Raw genomic sequence first — 18,373 nt, 5'->3', positions numbered from 1 at the left:
GGAGCCCAATTGGAACAGTGGTTAACCCAAGCCAGTATCGAGGGGCGATCGCATCGATGAACCCAACAGAACTGCAAATGCTCTATGCCGCTGGTGAGCGGGACTTTCATCATGCCGACTTGAAGTCTGCTGAACTCAGCGGCATAAATTTGCAAGATGCCCATTTATCCCGAGCGAATCTGCGCCATGCTAACTTGCGCTGGGCCAATTTAGGCAAAGCCGACCTCAGTTGGGCCGACCTCAGGGGAGCTGATTTAAGTTGGGCTAATCTGGATGGTGCGAATCTCACCTGTGCCCATCTGAAGGGCACAAAAATGCCGGATGGCACCATTCACGACTAACTCAGCGGCTGTAACCCTTAGCACCTATGGACCTGCTCGAACAAATCCGTCGGGACTACCAACAGTTCCCGAAGCATCAAAGTTATCACCTCTATGCCGACGACGTTTACTTCAAAGATCCCTTGAATGAATTTCGGGGAGTACGCCGTTACCAGGCCATGATTGGGTTTATCGATCGTTGGTTTCGCGATATTGACTTGCAACTGCACCAGATTGGCTACACCAGCCCAAGCCAAATTAAAACCCAATGGACCCTGAGGTGGGTAGCGCCAGTGCCCTGGCGGCCCCCCATGAGCATTCCCGGACACAGCGAATTGGGAGTGGGGGATGACGGTAAAATCATCTCCCATATCGACTATTGGGATTGCTCTCGTCTATCGGTGCTGGGGCAGTTGTTTGGGCAACAACCCACCGATTAGCCCATTCCGCTCTCTCTGTTTCCTTACGTAACAAGCCCAGATGACGCTTCATTGCATTGCGGCCTCGTTCTAGACGTAGCGAGAGACAATAGAAGTGGAACTGCCCCTGATCCAAGACATTCAGGCTGCAGAGTCCCCAGCAGTGACTAGCCGATAGCGGCCAATCGTGAGCCATTACCTGCCGCCGTTATCGCCCTAGCCAACGGCAGATCACGGAAAGGAACCAGGCCTCGTTCCAGGAGGATAACCCCATGTTGTCTACCCTTTTGACCTACCACGACACCCTGTACTTGCTTGCCAAGCTGGGGGCTTTGGGGCTGGTGCTTTTGCTGTGCTGGTTATTGCCCAGGCTGGAGCACCATGGCTCCCATTCCTAGTCCCTGTTGACAGGTCTGCCCCAGCTCCACGATTACGAGGTTAACCCATGTACCAAAAAATTCTAGTTGCCATAGACAATAGCGAGACTAGCGATCGCCTCTTTACTGAGGCCCTAGACCTGGCCCGGGCGACCCAGTCAGCTCTATTGCTGGTACACAGCCTCTCTGGGGATGATGATGGCGGTCCGCTGCCCCTTAACTCTCGCCTGGACTCCATCTACTGGGTACCGGGCACTGAAATTGATGTTGAAGCCTGGAGAGTTGACTGGGACCGCTACGAAACCGCCAGTCTAGAGCGGTTACAGCGCTACTCTGGTACCGCCAATGCGGCGGGTGTACCCACTGAATTTCGGCAACTGGTGGGTAACCCAGGCAAAGTCCTGTGCACTGCGGCTCATCAGTGGGATGCCGACTTGATCATTGTGGGCAATCGGGGCCGCAGGGGGTTGGCAGAACTGATGCTGGGTAGCGTGAGTAACTATGTGCTGCACCATGCCCCCTGCTCTGTGCTGGTGATCAAGGAGGATGCTCTGACCACCGAGGCATCCCCAGCGGCAGCCACCACCACCACCGTCGATTAATACCCTGCTACATCGGTCGGCCCACTGTTCCTGCAACCTAACCCCCGGCCCCTGCAACCCTCAACCAAGGGTGCCGCACGCCTGCCAGCCAACACTAGTGACTTCTACGATTAACCCTACTGCGGCCTGCAAATGTAACGTTTTATGACGTCATGCGGGGCGATCGCCTGTGGAAAAATGGTGATTTGCTGTGGAAAAGTCATTCATGTTGGGTGGATAACTTGGGCAAGCATGGGGAAAGAAACCCTGGAGCGTCCAGAGTTGTGGAAACTCAGGCTGGTTCTACACAAGTTTTCCACAAGAGCTGGAATAGTTTGATCACCATCGCGAAAGAGGTTGAGCCGTTTTCCTCAGTTTCCACAGCCTCTACGACTACGACTATATCTTTAAAATTTTAAAATCCGGAAGCCCACACCATGACTAACAAACCAAAATTGAACCACCCTAAAAACAGTGATAGGATTGGCCTCCAATGCAGCCAGGTGCTTTACCGATCAACTCTTTCCCTTGGGGTTTCACATCTATGTCGGTTCTGTGTCTTGGCCGTTTAGGGGCACCCCGCATCATGCAAAAATGAGATACTGCTAGAGCTTGATTGTTATGGCTTGCTTTTGGTTGCATTCAGTTTGGGTGCACCCAAAAATGTCCTCCGTGGGCATGCTTAATCCCCTGTTCCTTCGTTTTGGCCCTATGAAGTTTGTCTGTCCCCAAAGTGAGCTCAACAGCCAATTGGCTTCAGTCAGCCGAGCTGTGCCATCTCGCCCCAGTCGACCGGTGCTGGGCAATATTCTGGTTAACGCTGATGTCGAGACCCAGACGGTCACCTTGATCGGGTTTGATGAGGTACTGGGGATTGAAAGCCGCTTTGCTGCCCAGGTGGATGAGTCGGGTACCCTAACGCTGCCTGCCAAGCTTTGGAGCGATATTGTCTCGCGCCTGGCCAATGACGATATTGCGATTGAAACTGAAGACGACAGTACAACGGTTACCCTCACCTGCCCCTCTGGACGCTATGAAGTGCGAGGCCTTGGCGCTGAAGACTATCCCTCGTTGCCCACCGTCGCTGAAGGGGATGCCATTACCCTGTCAGCAGAAGCATTGATTAGCGGTTTGAAGGGGGCCCTGTTTGCCACCAGTGCAGACGAAACCAAGCAAGTCTTAACCGGTGTGCATTTGTTGTCTGATGCCGATGCCCTAGAATTTGCCGCCACCGATGGTCATCGGCTGGCGGTGGTGCAAACCGTAGATGAATCTGGGGGAGAGCCTCCCACCATGGATGTCACGGTTCCCGCTAAGGCGCTGCGCGAATTGGATCGAATGATTCAAGGTTATACCTCTAATCAGCCTGTTTCTCTGCGCTTAGATGAGACACAGGTGCTGTTTGATTTAGGCGCCCAAAAGCTTACGACTCGTTTGCTAGAGGGCCAATACCCCAACTACCGACAGTTGTTGCCTAAGCAATTTGCCCGACAGGTAACTATCGATCGCCGTGGGTTGATGGCCAGCCTGGAACGGGTTGCGGTGCTGGCTAGTCAGAAAAACGACATCATCAAAATTACCTTGAACAGTACCGACCAGCAGGTTTCTCTGTCGGCTGAGGCCCAAGAAGTGGGCAGTGGTCGTGAAACCCTACCGGCCCAAATCAGCGGCGATGATCTGGATATTGCCTTTAATGTGCGCTATTTACTGGATGGACTAAAAGCCTTTGATACCACTGAGGTGCAAATGCAATGTAATGCTGCGACTAGCCCAGCGATCTTTATTCCGTTAGGGGAAACCAAAATTACCTATTTGGTGATGCCGGTGCAAATTCGCAGCTAGTGCAGCTATTGGTCAAGGGCTGTGTGCCGACCTTGAGCGATAAGTATGACCCAAGATAGTCGTTCGATCCACATAGATCGAGTTCATGCCCATGAAATCGATGAATTTATTAGCTTTTATGTTGATCTATTTCATCAACGTGAACCATTGACGAAGTGCATCGGTCTCAGCAGAGAGCGTATGCTCTCTATTATGCAGACGATGTATGCAAGGCCAGATAGCCATGTGCTTTCCCAGGGGCGCTACTGGGTCGCAAGGGACCGGGCGGAGGCGAATCGGATCGTCGGGTTTATTGTGTGCGACGACCCGGCTGCGGAGGGTGCTTCCCAGATGCCGGAGCCTCTGATGGATCAAGAGGCAGAACTCCTTTCGGCCGTAATGGCCTTGTCGGAGGAAGTTCGCAGGCCGATGAAGAAGATGCTCGGATTGGGGAAGGGGACGTGTCTCCACGTCGCTGCGATTGGAGTTGCACCAGACTATGAAGGGAAGGGTATTGCCACACGCCTTTTGCAAACGGCTCTTGTGGACGCCAGAACTGGCGGTTTCCGTTGCGCGTTTGCAGAGTGCACCAGCCTGGCATCGCGTCGGCTGCATGAGAAATCTGGCTTCACCAGTCTGCAAACCGTTTCTGTAAGCACGTTGGTTGTAAACGGAAAACGTCCGTTCACGGGCTGCAAAAATGTAGATATTCACCTGATGCAGCAGGTCCTTGACGCCAGAAAGACTCGCTAGTACGCGATCGCAGATCTCTTGTGAGTGGGCTTAAGGCACCGTAGCTTGCTTCCTGCAGGGTAACCTAACGATTTAGAAGAAGCCCACCCCAATCGACTTTGCCTGAACCTGTTCTTGCCCCCTAGTTGGGCGCGATCGCTATGGGGTAGCGGCATGGCTGGAGGGTACGCTACAACTTCCACTGTTGTTTTTGGGCCTCAAGCCGGTAGGTGCGGGCTTCTGTCAGGTAGGCCAGGCAACTATCTTGGTCAGGTACGATTTCACAGGCGGCATCCCGGTAGTCGAGCCAGGCGAGTTGGACCTCAACGAGTTGGTCCTGTTTTTCTGGGTTAAGGTGGGATTTGAGGGCTTGGTAGGTGCGATTTAAGGCTGCATCAGCGGTGGCGTAGGAGTTTGCTCCGTAGGGGGTGGCCAGGGCGGCAATGCGATCGTGGGTGGTTTCGTTTAGGCAATCCAGGCGGACCATGGGTTCCAGGGTACCGCCGACGACGCGGCTGGCGGCCAGTTCGCAGTGGCCATCGCGGAAGGCACTCCAATAGGTTTCGGCGGTGTGCAGTTGGGCTTGCTGGGGGGCTGGCAGGTGGGGTAGTCGGCCCTCTAGGAAGTCCCGGTGGAAGCCCTGAGTTTGGCGGTAGGTATCTGCAGCACATTCGGTCATTTCCCGCTGGGTCAGAGGCTCTTGGCAGGACTCTGGGGCAGCGACAGCCTTCTGGTCAGACAGAGAAGAGAGCTGGGCTGGGCCGGTGGCAGATGAGGTTTGGGGGGATGGTTGAGCGGGCTTGGCAGTTTCGGTCTCGGCTTTGGTAGGGCGGTCTGGCTCTGCGCTAGAGGCTGGGGCTCCTGGTTGGGGCGACTCGGTCTCGGGGGAGGCGATGTCTGCGGTTTCTGTGATTTCCTGGGGATCGGTAGGGGTGGAGTCGGTGAAGGTGTCGGGGGTGCTATGGCAGCCGGTGGCTAGGGCCAGGATTAGGGCGATCGCACCCCACTTTTGTCGGGGCACCCTTGGGGAGAATGTGTGGGGTCGGAATATGGGCATGATGGCTCGTCGGCTAAGGGGCAGGGACGGCTGACCCGTCCAGGTATAGTCCAACCCTAGCGAGGCGACAGCCCAGGAAGGAGCGGCGTTATCCCGATTCTATAACTGCCATAGCTTTTCAGGAATGCTGGGATCTTTTGCCTGGAGCTGATTCTGCAGGTTTACTGTGTTGGCAGAAAAGACAATGATATCGCCAGGGCTATAGCTCATCGTAGATATCCATAGAGGTTGAGCGTAAAGTCTAAAAACGAGGCGATATAGTAGCGAGTCTCGGTTTCTCGACGGAGCTCTCCGCCGTACTTGAATTGGCGCTCACTCTCGACGCGAATCAGCGTCTTCAGCCCGGGCCATAGCTTGATGTCGTCAAGGGTTGTGCAGGGGAATTAATTCCATAACACTCATACATATACCCTCCATGGCAGCTGGATTAAGCGGCCTGACTGTAGGTTGCTAATCTCTTAGCCACAATTTGCTGCAAGATTTTCACAACGGTTTCGGCTTCTAGCTTGCCACTGTATTCCTGGGAAGATTCTAGATAGAGCGATGGATGATGGCTCTCTATGTCCAATACCTGACCTCGCACAAATGTCCATACGTCAGCTACGGTGTAGCAGCCAAAAATAATTTGAGTGTCTTGCCCATCCAGCGCCCAATTCATCCTGGCTGCCGCCAGCATTTCGCCGTAGAGCTGATATTGGGGATTTTGGGCCTCAATGCCGCGCTTGGCTTCTACGACCACCAGGTAAGGAGCCTCCAACTCGCCCGCCAGCCCTTTGCCCAACACGCCATCGGCAACCCCAGAGATATCAAAGGCTGGGTAGGCTGCCCGCAGCGGCACCTGTGCCCAAGCCCGCACAACGTCTTGCTCGGCCAGCATCAGCAGGGGATAGATGGCCCTTGCCCAAACAGTGGCCTCGTTCATCAGCTGGGGGCGATCCTGGCTGATGCGGGTTTGAATATCCGTCACCTGACGTTGCACGGTGGCTGACAATGTGAGCTGGCTGACGTCTGTCCAGGGGTAGGGTTGTACCCCGGCATCCTGAATCGTCACCAGAGGACGCAGATCGGCCAGAGTCAGATTAGCAAAGGAAAGTTGAATCGGTGCCATGGTTATCTGCTCCCGCTGCGATCATCCCGTTTGTGATCAATCTTTACTCATCTGGCAAGTCTTCCGTGAACTGATCGATCGCCTCCACCAGGCCTTCAGAACTATATCACTACGCCTACAGCTCATCGTAAACATCCATTTCGGAGCTGTTCCAGTCTTCAGCAAAGGTTCGCAGGCGCGATCGCAGGTTTGCGGCCTGTTCAATACCAATCCCTCGACTTTCCAAATCAATTGATGCGTCAGATGTCACAACTGACCCAACTAGCTCTACTGACTCATCCAAGAACGTCACGATCACACGCATTCCTTCCGAGGCTACTGGCTCCTCAAGAAGCTCTATTTTCCCGTCTCGATAAACTCCCTCAACCGCTTTAAGCATAACCTTCATCTCCTTAGAGTTGTTTCATGACCCGTGTTGAGCGCAAACGCAGCAAAGATAAGAACTCAGCTAACTCAACAAGTCCTTTAGCTTCCTACTGTTCGGGTGGAGAAAGCTCCTGCCCTTGATCTTGGCTACCTAGAAGCAATTGCAGGCGATCTTGAACAGCTTGGGGTAGCTGAAACTGAGCCAATTCAACTGGTATTTCAACAACTTCAACCATCGGTTCTTCCTCGCTCTTGACAACCTAGCTCAATCCAGACTCTAAATTTTTAAATTATAGAATTGTGTGAACCAATCCAGAGTTAATTGTGAGCTCTGGACATTGGTGAGGTCTCAACTTGCCTCACTACAATCAATCCATTTGCTCATCCTGTGTTTCTTCCTCAGCCTCCATCTCATTATCTTGAACAGTTCCCCAGGGTAATTCAGGATACTGCTGCCTCACTTCTTTCAGTTCTTCTAAGGAATTTAGGAAGAACTCTTTGATTTCGTACACATGGTCATCTAGCGATATGAAGTCTTTTAAACTTTTATCTAATGAAACACTGGCCCATGAGCCTGGTTCATCTAAGTTATTAGCTTTCCAACTGCGCTGAGTGGAAATCTTCCTCATCTCCTCAATGATTTCTTTTCGTTTGGGAGACTTAGGATCTACTTCCAGAACAAGTCGAACAGTTGGATAATCTAGAGGAATAGAGGATGTCATGAAGAAACCCATAAAACACAACCACTTCTCCGGCATCCAAGCAACCATTATGTAGCGACCACGCCACTGGATATTTTGAAGTGCCCGACGCTTTCTGATTTCGCGACCCTTTTTCATGCCAAGGGTTTCTTCAAAACGTGCTAAAACCTCATTCCACATTACTGCTTCCATCAGCTTGAGTGCCGAAGGAAAGTTTGCTAGCGCTAATATATCAACAGAGGTAAACTGATTACTCTGCGCCATACGGTGCTCCTGCATAAAGATGATGATTTCCTGTTTGATCTCAGAGTCTGTTTGCGTGGCCAAGAATTGATAAAACTGATGCCAACGCAACTGACTAAATTTAACTGGAGAGACAGGAATATTTTCGAGAATTTTAGCTTCTTCTTTTGGATCAAAATCTCGGGTTATGTATATCAAAGCTTTGTGCCGATATCCAGGAAGTGAGTTTAGGATCTCTGCATAATCAGATAACTGGTTATACCCTTCCGACGAGCCTACCTTACTTTCAATGAAGATAAGATCATGACTCTCTCCATTCGATAGCTTAATGACTATGTCAGGTCTCTTTTCATCACCTCTGATAGGGTGTTTATAGGTTTTCTGTGTGGCAATGTTAGCTCCTGCGTAATTACCTGACTCTAGAATATGGCTATACTCAAGCCAGGAAAATAAAATGTCCCTGTTTTCGCTCAGAAAATAAGCAACAATCTCAGTAAAGAAATCCTCTAAGGGCACATTGCCCTTATGGAGTCTGAGAAGTTGCTTGAAAAGGGCCATGACTGCCTCAATTGGATAATGGGATTAAAGAAGGCTTTCTCAGACTCCTTACTCCAAGCCAAGCTGAGCTTTTAAGCTTGATAACTTAACTGTCGATTCTTCTTGTCCACGTCGATCAAGAAGCGCCATTAATGCTGGATTTTGTCGAGTTAGCTCTACTTCATGGGCAAAGTCATCAAGGGCAGCTAAGACAAACTCTTTGCCATCGGGAGTTTTTAGAATTAGGGCTTCTTCCTGAGCTTGTTCTAGCAATTCTGCTAGAGGGACTAATAAATCTAGTAGCGAAACAGTTTTCATAGCTGGTATGGCTCTCCACGAATAAATAGCTGATTGCCTTCCTTATAGCCAATGGCTTCAACTTTAATAATTCTTACAGTTGCCTCAACATCGTAAAAAACTCGATACTTGCCTAGTCTGAGCTCCCACTCTGAAACATCGTTGGGGCGGAGGCGCTTACGGTTTCGGGTCTCGACATTAGGTTCATACAAAAGCTGACTTTCAATGCCAGCAATTACTTGCTGCTGCTCATTCTTCTTCAGAAACCGCAGGTCATCAATGGCACCTTGGGTAAACTCAATGTCATACATCTCAAGCGCACCTTAGCACCTGCGGCCAGGGGGCCTCGACCTGCTTCAACTCTAGCCCACGCTGAAAGATTTCGTCGATCGCCATCATCTCCCCGGTTTCGGTCATAAACTGGTGGTCGGCGGTGGCGCGAATGGTGCTGTCGTCATCGAGGTGGTATTCAAACACCTCCTGCTGGCCGCGATCGTGCCATTGGGCAATGGGTTGGGTGTAGACAACGCTGCAACATTGCTTAACGTTGTAGAAGAGTTGTAGAGAAGCTAGTCTATGACCGATCCATAGCCTGCGTAAGCTACCATAGTGGCTACAGAGCGCTGCCAAACCCATGCCCCTGACCGAATTACTCCCCGCCGTCAGCCAGCTCACTCATCAAGATAAGCTGCGCCTGATTCATTTTCTTTTGCTGGCCGTTGCCAAAGAAGAGGGCTGTGAACTACAACCCACCGAAACCCAAGCTCAAGAAAATGCATTGCTCAGTCAGCTAGTACCGCTACGCGGAATTCAAAATGCAAAGTTCAAGGTGAAAAATTGTTGCTGCGCAAGGATTTTAAGCGTCCTGAACAGTAGGTTGATTTCTGCTTGGTGTACTAGCCTCTACCGAAGCAACCGTATGATCGCCCAAAATCTTTACAGCAGTAACGTTTCAATTGACTCCTATTCCGCCTCACCTGCAGATCCCAGAACCGTGACGTATAGCTGATTGTCGAGCCGAAAATTAGCTTTTTCAATTAGCTCATCTACTACGGGTTTAACCAACGGGATTAGCCCCTTGCGTTTGGCCTGTAACAAAATGCCAAGCAGTCCAGTCACATTAAGGCCACAACTTTGACCTAGGACCCTGCCCCGGCGCTCATCCATCAAAAGTAACTCTGCCTTGAGTTCTAGTGCTAGAGCGATCGCCTCTGCCTCGCCCAAATCAATATTATTTTGGCTAGATTGCAGGGCAGCAACCCTTTGAACATCGTCAATACTTTGAACTTGAATCCAACATAAAGTCTGTACCTCAATCGCACCGGGCACAGGCTTACCTGCGGCTACCATCTCGGTATAAACCGCTTCAGGGATGACAATAGTTCTGTAAAGTTGGCGTAACAAATCTAGCTGGCCAACAGCGGCGAGATTGGTAATTGGCGAGGTGTCACTAACTACAATCACAGTAGATCTAGGGATTGTAGCGTTTTAATATCTGCCTCCAAATCCTCTACATCGTAGTTGATAAACAGCCCTCGTTTTGCCAGTTCATGCTGAAACTCGATAACGGTTAACCCAGTCCAGGCACGAGCTTTGCCGCTGCTAATCTTTTGCTGCTTGTACAGCATGATAGCAATTTCAACCTCCAGTTCTTCCTCCGTCATCTGGGTTGACTGAACAATGTCATCGGGAATAGTGACGCTCATAGCTTAAGCAAAAAAAATGCCTTACCTTAATTCAAGGATAGGTGATCTACGCAGGGGTGGCAGTGGACGTTGACTCTTCTTAAGCTGTGCATCAAGCGCACCGCAGCACCTGTGGCCAGGGGGCTTCCACCTGCTTTAACTCTAGCCCACGCTGGAAGATTTCGTCGATCGCCATCATCTCCCCGGCTTCGGTCATAAATTGGTGGTCGGCGGTGGCACGAATGGTGCTGCCGTCATCGAGGTGGTATTCAAACACTTCTTGCTGGCCGCGATCGTGCCATTGGGCGATGGGTTGGGTGTAGACAAAGCCCTGGTCATCCACGCTAAACACATGGCAAGGGATACGTTTGGCCACAATTTCGCCGATGGTCAGGGGGCCATATTCCAGGGTCAGCAGTTCCGTATCGGCACTGAGGCAATATTCGGCGAACTTCACCATCTGGTCCCACAGTTCTTCCACCACCTTTTTGGGTACACCTTTTTGCACCGCACCGTTGATAAAGTTTTCCTGGTGCTTCAGCATTTCGGACATTTTCTTTTTACCCATGGCCCGCCGCAGCAGGTCCGCCTGGCCCAGGGAGTAGCCCGCCATGTCCTGGGCAATTTTCATGATCTGTTCCTGGTAGACCATGATGCCGTAGGTTTCTTTGAGGATGGGCTGCAAAATTTCGTGGGCAAAGTCGATTTTTTCGCGCCCGTGCTTGCGGTTGATAAATTTAGGAATCAGCCCGGCGTCGAGCGGCCCGGGGCGATAGAGGGCCAGCACCGAAGAGATATCTTCTAGACCGTCGGGTTTCAGGTCCCGCACGATTTGCCGCATACCGGAGGACTCTAGCTGGAACACGCCGCCCAAGTCTCCCCGCTCCAGTAGCTTGAAGGTGGCCGCGTCGTCCATGGGCAGATGATCGGGATCCAACTTGACACCGTGGGTGGCTTCAATCAGCTCCAGGGTTTTCTGGATCATGGTCAGGTTGCGCAGGCCCAGGAAGTCCATCTTCAGCAGGCCCAGGGCTTCTACATCTTCCATGTAGTACTGGGTGATCACCTGACCGTCGTTGTTGCGCTGTAGGGGCACGATTTCATCCAGGGGATCTTTAGAGATCACCACCCCGGCGGCATGCATACCAAAGGTTTTGTTGGTGCCTTCGATGCGGATGGCCATGTCGATCCAGCGGTGGGTCTGGGGATCGTTCTCGTATTTTTCTTTGAACTCGGGGGCGGGGGTGTCGTCGGAGATCATCACCTTCAGTTTGGCGGGCTTGCCCCGGGCGACGGGAATTAGCTTTGCCATCCGGTCGGACTCTGCGTAGGGAATGTCTAACACCCGGGCCACGTCTTTCAGCACCGCCTTGGAGGTCATGCGGTTGAAGGTGATGATCTGCGCCACCCGGTCTTCGCCGTAGCGGCGGGTGACGTATTTGATCACTTCGTCCCGGCGATCGATGCAGAAGTCGGTGTCAATGTCAGGCATCGACTTGCGCTCGGGGTTCAAAAAGCGCTCAAACAGCAGGCCATGGTGGATGGGATCGATGTTGGTGATGCCCATAGCGTAGGCTACTAAGGATCCGGCTGCTGAGCCCCGACCGGGACCGACGGGGATGTTGTTGTCGCGGGCAAAGCGGATGTAGTCCCACACCACCAGGAAATAGGTGGGGAACCCCATCTGGATCATCATCTCGATTTCGTATTCGAGGCGATCGCGGTATTCCGGCTCAATCTCCCCATAGCTGGTCGCCTTCATCCTGGCCACCAGCCCTTCCCGGGCCACATGGGCCATATAGTCGGGGGCGCCATCAAAGCCGTCGGGAATTGGAAAGTCGGGAATGCGGGGCTGTCCCAGAATGCCGGTATACTCCTCGACCTTTTCGGCCACCTCCAGGGTGTTGACGATGGATTCTTCGATCACCGCTGGGTCCAGGTGATCGCGGAATAGCTGCCGCATTTCGTCGGCAGATTTCAGGTACTCGGTGCCGCTGTAGCGCAGCCGCTTATCTTCGGTGAGCAGCTTGCCGGTCTGGATGCAGAGCAGGGCGTCGTGGGCCTCCACATCGTTGCAGGAAATGTAGTGGCTGTCGTTGGTGCAGATGATTTTGATGTCCAGTTCCCGGGCGATTTTGAGGATCTCGACGTTGACCACCCGGTCTTCGGGGGAGCCGTGGTCCTGGATTTCCAGGTAGTAGTCCTCGCCGAACAGGTCTTTGTACCACTGGGCCACCCGCCGGGCCACATCGGGCCGCTTTTGTAGAATCGCCTGGGGTACTTCGCCCCCCAGGCAAGCGCTGGTGACGATCAGCCCCTGGTGGTACTGCTCTAGCAGATCCTTATTAATGCAGGGGCGAGAGAAAATGCCCTTGCCCTGTACCCCTTGCAGGTGGGAGATGGTGGTGAGTTTCACCAGGTTCTTGTAGCCCTGGGTGTTTTTGGCCAACACCACCTGGTGGTACCGGGGGCGACGTTGTTGCTGGGCAATGTCGCCGTTGATGATGTACATCTCGTTGCCGATGATCGGCTTGATGCCCGCCCCCTTGCAGACCTTAATCAGCTCGATCGCGCCGTACATGACGCCATGGTCCGTTAGGGCGATCGCTGGCATCTCCAATTCCTGGGCCCGGGCCACGAGCTGGGGAAGCTGGCTGGCCCCATCGAGCAGACTATAGGCACTGTGAATATGGAGGCCAACAAAGGACATGGCAGCGCTGTGTTAGTAGTACAATTTTACTGTTTTGGGGCGCCGACTGCAAGCCAAGCTGAACCGATGCCCCCTTGCTCTGCTCCTAAGGGTAGCGGATTTATAGGCCTACATCTAGTAGGTTTAGATCAATAATGCTTTTTGGGCCCCTAGATGTAGGGGCTGGTGAGGTACAGCCATGAGTGGGTGAAACGTAGGGTCACCCAACAGCAGTTAGCCTTGTTGGGTGGCGCGCCACCCAACCTACAAATGTAGAATTGACCAACCACTAATGCTCAGTCGACAAAATAATGATGGGAGATGTGACTGAGGGTTCACAGGAAGCGGTTTAAGGCGAGCCGTGAGCCGTATACCGCGAACCGCAGACCCTGCTGACCCGTTACTTCTGACTTGATAGACCCCTAGTTAGGGGGCAAATAAGGGGACAACGTGGCCAGCAATGCCGATATGTCGGTTTGAACACATTGCCAAGCCCTATCTGGCTGGAGATTGTCGGCGTCATCAACCAGACTGTCTCGCAGGTTCTGTAGCTTCACCCAGTCTACGGCGGCGACCTGTTGCTTAGTGGCCTCTGGCAACTGACGGGCGATCGCAGCTACCGTTAGCAAATGGTGGGTGACGGTAGCTTGCAGCCGAATATGGTGGTCAAAGTCGTCCTGGGAGCATGCCCTGAGCTGATCATGGCTAAGTTGGGCGGTCTGCTGAAGTATGAGTAACGAGCCAAGATCGTGATTCATGATCGCCTAATCGGGGGTTGGGGGCTGTCTGGCCGGGGGACCAGGCAAAGATCGCCTCTAATGTAACAACTTCTCGGCTGGAGATGGCCAGTGCCCAGTTAAAATTCAGAAGAGCTTCAAAGAATGGTCTAATGCCTGTTGATACTTGGTTTCCTCTGGCGATTTACTACGAAGACCTGCCCGATGCCGCCCAACACCGAGCTACTTTGGTCAAGGCAGTGCTGGATCTAGAAGCTGCAAGCTACGCCCACCGCAACTTTCCTGAAATGGCCTGGACCGGTGACCTGCACGGGGTTGAGCAAATTCACGCCGATCCCCGTTTTACCTGGGTGGTTCGCCAGGTGGAGGCCCACACCTGGCTTTACCTGCAAGAGTTGGGGCTGGATCTGAGCCAGGTTGACCTTTATATTCAAAGAGCCTGGCCGGTGGTGTCGCGCCACCAGCAAGAGGTGGGCGATCATTGCCACAACACCGCCCACATCAGCGCCGTGTACTATGTGGCGGTACCAGAATCGGGCAGCGATCAGGCGGGTTGCCTCACCTTTTTTGACGATATGCGCCCTAATCAGGTTTGTCCGGGGCTGGGGGGCGAAAACACTGACATTATCAACACCTGGAATTACCTAAATCAGGACCAGGCCCTGTATTTGCCCACCGAAGGGCGTCTGATTCTGTTTCCGGCCAAACAGCGCCACGGCGTCACCCTGAACCACACCGAGGGGTTGCGGATTTCTCTCTCGTTTGACATTGTGCTGACGGCGGCGCCAGGTCAGGCGGCGGGGTCTTACGAATTTTTGATGCCGCCCCCTAGCCAATGGCGGCGGTTTGAGTCCAGACAACCAGGGTAGCGATCGCCTTAACGATTAACCTGTGACACAAAACCTTTACTCTCTAGGCAAGCCAAGTACTCGACCTCGCTATCGTCGAGCTTGTAATCGCTGTAGTTATCCTTGACATCAAAGACCTTTTCTAGAAAATCATTCTGGGATTCTCGCAAGACCCGGGCCAGATTACCCTGGCTGAGTTGTTTGGGTAAACACTGGGCCACAGCGGTTAAATCGGTGCCATCGGCGGCAATATAGCGCTCGACATCGGGAGAGTTTTCGGCATAGGCGGGGGCATATAGGCTGGAGAGCAGCCAAATCATACCGGCCAGTAAAACCAGGGTAAGACGCCGGATCACGCTGCGGACTGGAAACTTAAGGAATGACATAGTGATTAGACCTGTGGGAGGATAACAGGTTTTATTTTAGTCAAATAAATTAAGATGTGTGAACAGTGTTTGACTTTGTCGCCCAAGTAACGGCGCGGATTTCCCCTCAGCCATGCCGAGGGTTTACCCCTTTCTCTGTCTGTCGACATTGTGGTGGCGACATTGCGATGGCGGTGCCCCCTTGCTAGGCGGCGGGGTCCTACAAGTTTTTGATGCCACCCCCCAGTCAGGGACGATGGCTGGGGGCTAACCCCTTAACCTAAGGGTTTCCATAGGGTCAGCCCTGGTGCTCAAACAGCGGTTTCTCCTTCAAATTGATCAAAGGTCTTTTCAATGTGGCTGGGTTGTAAGACCCCAAACCGAGATAGAAACACCGCCCCAAACCCGAACAGATTGACCATCAAAACCAGGAGTCCGCCCACGATCGGAATTAGGCTAATCAACGCCAAGATTAAGAGACCAATGAAGAACGCTTTCATGAATGGGAAGCTGAGGTGCCCGGTGGCCTTGCCCCCGACCCAAAGGCCCGTGGCTGTACAGCCGACAATGCCCGCGATCGCAATCACTAAATTGACAATCGGAATCAGCAGTGTTCCTAAAATGCTGCCAGCCAGTAAAGCTGTGGTTAAGGTGGCCACAATCAAGGCCCCGATCCCCCACATGCCGCTCTTAAAGGGATGCTGGCTGATCGTAGCGGCGATCGCTTGTAGATGACCGGGCAATAGCAGCAGCAAAAATACGCCAAAAATGGCAACGACGACGAGGGATAGCAGAAGAGCGCTCACATTAACCATATATAGGGTGCCAAAGACCCCAAACCGGTTCAGGATGCCCTGTAGACCGGCAAAGATCTCCACTTCCTGGCCACCAATCACGGCACCTTCTGACCGGATGATGGTGCCTCCAATCGCCACCACCTGGCCATCAACCCGAGCATCTGGCTCCAGGGTGATATCGCCCCCAATGGCAACCGCCTGGTCTGTGACTCGTCCGCCCGATTGAATGGTGACATTTCCCCGCACCGCCACTGCCTGGGTGACGGTTTGATTTTCTGTAACCACAGCGTCACTACCAACTCTGACCACTTGGATGTCATGGCTGCCGTCTTGGGCAAAGGCAACGCCGCTCCACAGTACGAAACAAACAGATAGGAACCCGAGGAACGCAAACTTGAGTTTTTGCCAGTTCATGGGATACTCCTTGGGCAAATTTTTCAACAGTCATTTAGGTCATGGTTGACCCTTATTGAGTGGCTTAAATGATTAAACTGGGTGATAAACCAACGCTTCAATAGGTGGGGTCTGATGCCGCTACAGTCTGGTTGTAGCCAGTACGGACCTACCTAACGGACCTACTTATAGGTATAGCGAGCTAAGTTTGGTATCACCGTAGAACGTTTTAGTTCTTAACTGTAGTTGTGTTTATGTTGATGCCTAGTATTTTGGCCTTACCTGTTCTGCCTGCTACCGCGTTTAGTCATCCCCAGGGTCACAATCGAGAGGCGATTGAGACTGTTTTGCAGGCCGTCGTGGGGCAGATTGTCGAGTATTTGACGCAAGCTGGAGCTTATGAGCCACTGCCCCTCACACAACAGGCGGTGTTTAAGCCGATTCCAGAGCAACCGACGGACATGGCGGTCCTGCTGGATCATCTCCAGGCGATTATGGCCCAGTCGATGAATCCAGCCCATCCGGGCTACATGGGCCATATGGATCCACTGCCTACCACCGCTTCCCTGGTGGGGGACTGGGTGGCTGCCGCCCTCAACAACAACATGCTGAGTGTGGAAATGTCGCCAGCTCTGTCGCGGCTAGAGCCATTGCTGATGGCCGAAATTGCCCAGCTATTTGGTCTGGGAGATCAGGCCGGGGGACTGCTGACCAGTGGCGGTACCCTAGCCAATTTGCAGGCCCTGACCGTGGCCCGTAATCAGCGGCTGGGCTGTTTGCAGGGGGGGCTGGTTCCCATCGCGGCAAAGCCAGTGATTTTTGCTTCAGAGATGGCCCACACCTCAATTCAAAAGGCGGCCATGGTGTTGGGGCTAGGGTTAGATGGGGTGGTGCTGGTGCCCACTACCCCCAATGCCCATATGGATGTGGGGGCGCTGGAGGAGTTAATCAAAAAGGCCCTGGCCCTGGGCCAGCAACCCTTTGCGGTGGTGGCCACGGCGGGGACAACGGTGACGGGCAACATTGACCCCCTACCGGCGATCGCAGCGGTGGCAAAAACCTATAATCTCTGGTTCCATGTGGATGCGGCCTATGGGGGCGCGATCGCCTTTTCTCCCAGCCATCGCCATCGGTTAGCGGGTATCGAGCAGGCTGACTCCATCACCTTTAACCCCCAAAAGTGGCTGTACGTCACCAAAACCTGTGCCTCGGTGCTGTTCCGCAATATGGGCCTGCTAGAGAGTCACTTTCGGGTATTGGCTCCCTACATGAACACCGAAGCCGACTGGACTAATCTGGGGGAAATTTCTATTCAGGGCACCCGCCACACCGATGTCCTCAAGCTGTGGCTGACCTTACAGCACCTGGGCAAAACCGGCTGTGCCGCCCTAATCGATGCGGGCTATGCCCTCACGGCCCATTTTGTGGACCAGGTGCGCCAGCGATCTTACCTGGAATTGGCCAGCCCGCCCGACATGAACCTGGCCTGCTTCCGGGGCTGCCCCCCCAGCTTGCCCCCCAGCCAATGGGATGCCTGGAACGCCCAGCTGCAACAGGTGTTGCTCAGTCAGCAGCAGACGTTTTTATCCCTGCCCCGCTTCCGGCAACAGCGGTGGCTAAAGGCGGTGCTGCTGAACCCCTACACTACGCATGACCAGATTACCCGATTGTTTGAGGCGATCGATCGGTACGCAGTTGAGTCGGGGTGATGGGGCAGGTGGTGGGGTGTAGACGCGATCGTGGCTTCCCGTAATGGAGCTCTATAACGCCGGTTCAGATCCCAGGGTTCTGTTCCTTTGCGGGGTAATGAGATTTTGGGAAAGGCAGAAGGATGAAGGCAGAAGGCAGCTTCCCACTAACCCCGCTGGGGTGAGCACAAAGTGGAAGAAACAAAACTGTTTCCAGTTTGGCGACAATCAGGGTGTTTTGGCATCGATTAGGTTTTGTTTCTTAGGAGAACGGGAAATCTGTTAGAAGCCAGGATCCTGATTGCCTGACACATCTCCAATGTAGGTTGGGTGCAGCGAAGCGAAACCCAACATCCGCCGAGGATTTCAGGCTTGTTGGGTTCTGCTATCGCGCCACCCAACCTACGAGAGATCAAAGCTTTTCGGCGTTGTGTCAGTCAGTCAGGCCAGGGTCTATGCTGCTCAGAAGAATGGGCGATAAACCAAAGTCTTTTCATCCTGCTACGCACGGGTAGGCCCTACATCCTTGCTTACGGTTTCCGTCCCCTTGCGGGGTAATGAGATTTTGGGAAAGGCAGAAGGAGGAAGGCAGAAGGATGAAAACTCAACATC

The 18,373-nt window shown here is 53.0% G+C and carries 22 protein-coding genes and 1 pseudogene; 9 read left to right on the top strand and 14 right to left on the bottom strand.

What is annotated here, in order from left to right:
• Positions 1-17 precede the first annotated feature (17 nt).
• The 6 genes from E1H13_RS22290 to E1H13_RS22270 all read left to right on the top strand — a co-directional run bounded on the left by E1H13_RS22290 (position 18) and on the right by E1H13_RS22270 (position 4,271).
• On the top strand, positions 18-341 hold the full coding sequence (locus E1H13_RS22290) for a pentapeptide repeat-containing protein (protein ID WP_347404205.1): 324 nt from the start codon (positions 18-20) through the stop codon (positions 339-341).
• Positions 342-367: 26 nt separating this feature from the next.
• On the top strand, positions 368-760 hold the full coding sequence (locus E1H13_RS22285; RefSeq protein WP_169616831.1) for a DUF2358 domain-containing protein: 393 nt from the start codon (positions 368-370) through the stop codon (positions 758-760).
• A gap of 251 nt (positions 761-1,011) precedes the next feature.
• Complete coding sequence (locus tag E1H13_RS27770; protein ID WP_256378553.1) at positions 1,012-1,137, top strand: hypothetical protein; 126 nt, start codon at positions 1,012-1,014, stop codon at positions 1,135-1,137.
• Between the two features lie 47 nt (positions 1,138-1,184).
• Complete coding sequence (locus E1H13_RS22280; RefSeq protein WP_169616829.1) at positions 1,185-1,718, top strand: universal stress protein; 534 nt, start codon at positions 1,185-1,187, stop codon at positions 1,716-1,718.
• A 690-nt stretch (positions 1,719-2,408) separates the two neighbouring features.
• A complete protein-coding gene (dnaN, locus tag E1H13_RS22275; protein ID WP_169616827.1) occupies positions 2,409-3,539 on the top strand; it encodes a DNA polymerase III subunit beta in 1,131 nt (376 codons plus the stop codon).
• Between the two features lie 45 nt (positions 3,540-3,584).
• Complete coding sequence (locus E1H13_RS22270; protein ID WP_169616825.1) at positions 3,585-4,271, top strand: GNAT family N-acetyltransferase; 687 nt, start codon at positions 3,585-3,587, stop codon at positions 4,269-4,271.
• 169 nt (positions 4,272-4,440) lie between these two features.
• Here E1H13_RS22270 and E1H13_RS27005 read toward each other — a convergent pair whose 3' ends face one another.
• The 8 genes and pseudogenes from E1H13_RS27005 to E1H13_RS22230 form a co-directional block, all read right to left on the bottom strand.
• Positions 4,441-5,307, bottom strand: coding sequence for a lysozyme inhibitor LprI family protein (locus tag E1H13_RS27005; protein WP_206070847.1), 867 nt, complete (start codon positions 5,305-5,307; stop codon positions 4,441-4,443).
• Between the two features lie 427 nt (positions 5,308-5,734).
• Entirely contained in the window at positions 5,735-6,415 is a 681-nt protein-coding gene (locus E1H13_RS22260; RefSeq protein WP_169616823.1) for a hypothetical protein, read from the bottom strand.
• A gap of 115 nt (positions 6,416-6,530) precedes the next feature.
• Positions 6,531-6,794, bottom strand: coding sequence for a hypothetical protein (locus E1H13_RS22255; protein WP_169616821.1), 264 nt, complete (start codon positions 6,792-6,794; stop codon positions 6,531-6,533).
• Between the two features lie 13 nt (positions 6,795-6,807).
• Positions 6,808-7,017 (bottom strand): annotated as a pseudogene (locus E1H13_RS28125) (hypothetical protein).
• A gap of 132 nt (positions 7,018-7,149) precedes the next feature.
• Positions 7,150-8,283: a PD-(D/E)XK nuclease family protein gene (locus tag E1H13_RS22245; protein WP_169616819.1), complete on the bottom strand. Its 1,134-nt coding sequence runs from the start codon at positions 8,281-8,283 to the stop codon at positions 7,150-7,152.
• A gap of 48 nt (positions 8,284-8,331) precedes the next feature.
• Positions 8,332-8,580, bottom strand: a complete 249-nt coding sequence (locus tag E1H13_RS22240) for a hypothetical protein (protein ID WP_169616817.1) — start codon at positions 8,578-8,580, stop codon at positions 8,332-8,334.
• Positions 8,577-8,870 carry a type II toxin-antitoxin system RelE/ParE family toxin gene (locus tag E1H13_RS22235; protein WP_169616815.1) on the bottom strand — a complete coding sequence of 98 codons (294 nt, stop codon included), beginning with the start codon at positions 8,868-8,870 and terminating at the stop codon, positions 8,577-8,579. Before E1H13_RS22235 ends, E1H13_RS22240 begins: the two co-directional genes overlap by 4 nt.
• Position 8,871: 1 nt before the next feature.
• Complete coding sequence (locus E1H13_RS22230) at positions 8,872-9,195, bottom strand: hypothetical protein (RefSeq protein WP_169616813.1); 324 nt, start codon at positions 9,193-9,195, stop codon at positions 8,872-8,874.
• On the opposite strand from E1H13_RS22230, the gene E1H13_RS22225 reads away from it, so the two are divergent.
• On the top strand, positions 9,194-9,568 hold the full coding sequence (locus E1H13_RS22225) for a hypothetical protein (protein ID WP_169616796.1): 375 nt from the start codon (positions 9,194-9,196) through the stop codon (positions 9,566-9,568). The two genes, E1H13_RS22230 and E1H13_RS22225, sit on opposite strands and share 2 nt — an antisense overlap.
• Here the strand turns inward: E1H13_RS22225 and E1H13_RS22220 are convergent.
• The 4 genes from E1H13_RS22220 to E1H13_RS22205 form a co-directional block, all read right to left on the bottom strand.
• Positions 9,523-10,023, bottom strand: a complete 501-nt coding sequence (locus tag E1H13_RS22220; protein WP_169616811.1) for a DUF3368 domain-containing protein — start codon at positions 10,021-10,023, stop codon at positions 9,523-9,525. The genes E1H13_RS22225 and E1H13_RS22220 overlap by 46 nt on opposite strands.
• Positions 10,020-10,265 (bottom strand): UPF0175 family protein, encoded by a 246-nt coding sequence (locus tag E1H13_RS22215; RefSeq protein WP_169616809.1) that lies wholly within the window; start codon positions 10,263-10,265, stop codon positions 10,020-10,022. The genes E1H13_RS22220 and E1H13_RS22215 overlap by 4 nt, the downstream gene beginning before the upstream one ends.
• A 91-nt stretch (positions 10,266-10,356) precedes the next feature.
• Positions 10,357-12,954 (bottom strand): DNA polymerase III subunit alpha, encoded by a 2,598-nt coding sequence (locus tag E1H13_RS22210; protein ID WP_169616806.1) that lies wholly within the window; start codon positions 12,952-12,954, stop codon positions 10,357-10,359.
• Positions 12,955-13,355: 401 nt separating this feature from the next.
• Complete coding sequence (locus E1H13_RS22205) at positions 13,356-13,691, bottom strand: HepT-like ribonuclease domain-containing protein (protein ID WP_169616804.1); 336 nt, start codon at positions 13,689-13,691, stop codon at positions 13,356-13,358.
• A 131-nt stretch (positions 13,692-13,822) separates the two neighbouring features.
• Here E1H13_RS22205 and E1H13_RS22200 point away from each other — a divergent pair, with 131 nt between their 5' ends.
• Entirely contained in the window at positions 13,823-14,539 is a 717-nt protein-coding gene (locus E1H13_RS22200) for a TIGR02466 family protein (RefSeq protein ID WP_169616802.1), read from the top strand.
• 8 nt (positions 14,540-14,547) lie between these two features.
• Here E1H13_RS22200 and E1H13_RS22195 read toward each other — a convergent pair whose 3' ends face one another.
• Together E1H13_RS22195 and E1H13_RS22190 are read right to left on the bottom strand one after the other, a co-directional pair.
• Positions 14,548-14,904, bottom strand: coding sequence for a hypothetical protein (locus E1H13_RS22195; protein WP_169616800.1), 357 nt, complete (start codon positions 14,902-14,904; stop codon positions 14,548-14,550).
• Positions 14,905-15,194: 290 nt separating this feature from the next.
• A complete protein-coding gene (locus tag E1H13_RS22190; RefSeq protein WP_169616798.1) occupies positions 15,195-16,094 on the bottom strand; it encodes a hypothetical protein in 900 nt (299 codons plus the stop codon).
• Between the two features lie 233 nt (positions 16,095-16,327).
• Between E1H13_RS22190 and E1H13_RS22185 the strand changes: the two genes are divergently transcribed.
• Entirely contained in the window at positions 16,328-17,782 is a 1,455-nt protein-coding gene (locus E1H13_RS22185; protein WP_240966789.1) for an aspartate aminotransferase family protein, read from the top strand.
• Positions 17,783-18,373 lie beyond the last annotated feature (591 nt).

It is taken from the genome of Nodosilinea sp. P-1105 (genome assembly GCF_012911975.1).
In the GTDB taxonomy this organism is placed as follows: domain Bacteria; phylum Cyanobacteriota; class Cyanobacteriia; order Phormidesmidales; family Phormidesmidaceae; genus Nodosilinea.
This window is presented reverse-complemented; position numbering and strand designations above follow the sequence as displayed.

Bases quoted from the DNA above. Each gene is read 5' to 3' on its own strand.
- E1H13_RS22285 (WP_169616831.1), top strand. From the start codon at position 368: ATGGACCTGCTCGAACAAATCCGTCGGGACTACCAACAGTTCCCGAAG.
- E1H13_RS27770 (WP_256378553.1), top strand. From the start codon at position 1,012: ATGTTGTCTACCCTTTTGACCTACCACGACACCCTGTACTTGCTTGCC.
- E1H13_RS22280 (WP_169616829.1), top strand. From the start codon at position 1,185: ATGTACCAAAAAATTCTAGTTGCCATAGACAATAGCGAGACTAGCGAT.
- dnaN (WP_169616827.1), top strand. From the start codon at position 2,409: ATGAAGTTTGTCTGTCCCCAAAGTGAGCTCAACAGCCAATTGGCTTCA.
- E1H13_RS22270 (WP_169616825.1), top strand. From the start codon at position 3,585: ATGACCCAAGATAGTCGTTCGATCCACATAGATCGAGTTCATGCCCAT.
- E1H13_RS27005 (WP_206070847.1), bottom strand. From the start codon at position 5,307: ATGCCCATATTCCGACCCCACACATTCTCCCCAAGGGTGCCCCGACAA.
- E1H13_RS22260 (WP_169616823.1), bottom strand. From the start codon at position 6,415: ATGGCACCGATTCAACTTTCCTTTGCTAATCTGACTCTGGCCGATCTG.
- E1H13_RS22255 (WP_169616821.1), bottom strand. From the start codon at position 6,794: ATGCTTAAAGCGGTTGAGGGAGTTTATCGAGACGGGAAAATAGAGCTT.
- E1H13_RS22245 (WP_169616819.1), bottom strand. From the start codon at position 8,283: ATGGCCCTTTTCAAGCAACTTCTCAGACTCCATAAGGGCAATGTGCCC.
- E1H13_RS22240 (WP_169616817.1), bottom strand. From the start codon at position 8,580: ATGAAAACTGTTTCGCTACTAGATTTATTAGTCCCTCTAGCAGAATTG.
- E1H13_RS22235 (WP_169616815.1), bottom strand. From the start codon at position 8,870: ATGTATGACATTGAGTTTACCCAAGGTGCCATTGATGACCTGCGGTTT.
- E1H13_RS22225 (WP_169616796.1), top strand. From the start codon at position 9,194: ATGCCCCTGACCGAATTACTCCCCGCCGTCAGCCAGCTCACTCATCAA.
- E1H13_RS22230 (WP_169616813.1), bottom strand. From the start codon at position 9,195: ATGGGTTTGGCAGCGCTCTGTAGCCACTATGGTAGCTTACGCAGGCTA.
- E1H13_RS22215 (WP_169616809.1), bottom strand. From the start codon at position 10,265: ATGAGCGTCACTATTCCCGATGACATTGTTCAGTCAACCCAGATGACG.
- E1H13_RS22210 (WP_169616806.1), bottom strand. From the start codon at position 12,954: ATGTCCTTTGTTGGCCTCCATATTCACAGTGCCTATAGTCTGCTCGAT.
- E1H13_RS22205 (WP_169616804.1), bottom strand. From the start codon at position 13,691: ATGAATCACGATCTTGGCTCGTTACTCATACTTCAGCAGACCGCCCAA.
- E1H13_RS22200 (WP_169616802.1), top strand. From the start codon at position 13,823: ATGCCTGTTGATACTTGGTTTCCTCTGGCGATTTACTACGAAGACCTG.
- E1H13_RS22195 (WP_169616800.1), bottom strand. From the start codon at position 14,904: ATGTCATTCCTTAAGTTTCCAGTCCGCAGCGTGATCCGGCGTCTTACC.
- E1H13_RS22190 (WP_169616798.1), bottom strand. From the start codon at position 16,094: ATGAACTGGCAAAAACTCAAGTTTGCGTTCCTCGGGTTCCTATCTGTT.
- E1H13_RS22185 (WP_240966789.1), top strand. From the start codon at position 16,328: ATGTTGATGCCTAGTATTTTGGCCTTACCTGTTCTGCCTGCTACCGCG.